This window comes from uncultured Chloroflexus sp. (assembly GCF_937129525.1).
Taxonomy (GTDB): domain Bacteria; phylum Chloroflexota; class Chloroflexia; order Chloroflexales; family Chloroflexaceae; genus Chloroflexus.
On sequence record NZ_CAKZNK010000055.1, the window covers coordinates 1 to 1,299 of the forward strand.

At 56.7% G+C, this 1,299-nt stretch carries 2 protein-coding genes and 1 pseudogene; all 3 read left to right on the plus strand.

What is annotated here, in order from left to right; all coding sequences use genetic code 11:
- Positions 1-438, plus strand: a 438-nt coding sequence (locus Q0650_RS06085) for an NAD-dependent epimerase/dehydratase family protein (RefSeq protein WP_298816954.1), incomplete at its 5' end; no start/stop codon positions are given.
- Between the two features lie 15 nt (positions 439-453).
- A complete protein-coding gene (locus Q0650_RS06090; RefSeq protein WP_298816955.1) occupies positions 454-840 on the plus strand; it encodes a hypothetical protein in 387 nt (128 codons plus the stop codon).
- A pseudogene (locus Q0650_RS06095) lies at positions 837-1,299 on the plus strand (glycosyltransferase family 1 protein); the annotation flags it as partial. The gene Q0650_RS06090 and the pseudogene Q0650_RS06095, both read left to right, overlap by 4 nt.

The window sequence follows — 1,299 nt, forward strand, 5'->3', positions numbered from 1 at the left end:
TATGGCCCGCGCCAGTTTGGGGTCGAAGATCAGGGTTGGGCCGCCCATTTTGCTATTGCTGCCCTGCTTGAACGCCCGATTACTATTTACGGTGATGGCAAGCAGGTGCGCGATATGCTGTATGTCGATGACCTGATCGCTGCCTACATGGCCGCGCTTGAGCGCATCGACCAGGTGAGCGGACGCATCTACAATATTGGTGGTGGACCGCAGAATGCGCTGTCGATCTGGGCTGAGTTCGGGCCTATGCTCAGTCGTCTGATTGGACGCGCGATTCCGGTGCGTTACGGTGATTGGCGGCCTGGCGATCAGCCAGTGTACATTAGCGATATTACCCTGGCTCGCCAGGAATTGGACTGGTATCCAAAGATTTCAGTCGGTGAAGGGGTGTCGCGGATGGTCGGCTGGATTCGCGATCATCTTGCATTATTTCAGTAAATAACGAGAGGAAGTATGCCACACATTGGCCCCATTCTGGTCAAACCGCGAGAGGGTGAAGCTCTCGTCAGCGCTCTTGCCCGCGCGCTTGATAGTCCGGCGGTGAGCTTTGAGCAACTGGCGCAGATTAGTGAGCTGTTGCTCCGCGATGGGTATCTGGCTGAACAGGTGCAGATGTTGCATGCTTATTGGGCGATTACTCCGCCACCAGCAACCTCGCTCATCGCCCGGTTGCGCCGCTGGTTGGCCTGGAAACTGTGTGAGCCAGAACTCGCTCAGATCAATGCTACCCACGCGACGCTGACCCGAATTGTTGAGAGCCTGATCGCTCATCTGGATGCTGAACGAACAGCGCGGCAGAAGTTAGCTGAGCAGGTTGCTGCGCTTGAGGCGCGATTATGACCGATCTTGTCTGGCATTCAACCTTTGCGTCTCCAACCGGTTATAGCAGCTCATCGCGCGCAATCGTTGCTGCGCTGTCTGATGCCGGTATAGCAGTGCGGCCACTTTATCTGTTTGATGCCGACGCTGCTGAGCGCGCGTATGGGGTTGTTCCACCGGCCATTCGCGCGCTGCAACGGCTGCCAATTCGCCTCAATGTGCCGCAGGTTGTGTACGGTCGCGGTGAGCTGTTCTGTAAAAATAGTGGCTCTTACCGGATCGGTTTTACCATGCTCGAGACCGACCGCTTGCCGGTTGATTGGGTGGCGCAGGCTAATTTGATGGATGAAGTCTGGACGCCAACTCACTGGGGGCGTGAGGTGTTTGTCGCCAGCGGTGTCATTCGTCCAATCCACGTCATTCCACTCGGCGTGGATCTGACCGTCTTTACGCCTGGATCACCGCGCACTGAACTGATCG

Excerpts from the sequence above, each read along its gene's own strand:
- Q0650_RS06090 (WP_298816955.1), top strand. The coding sequence starts at position 454 with ATGCCACACATTGGCCCCATTCTGGTCAAACCGCGAGAGGGTGAAGCT.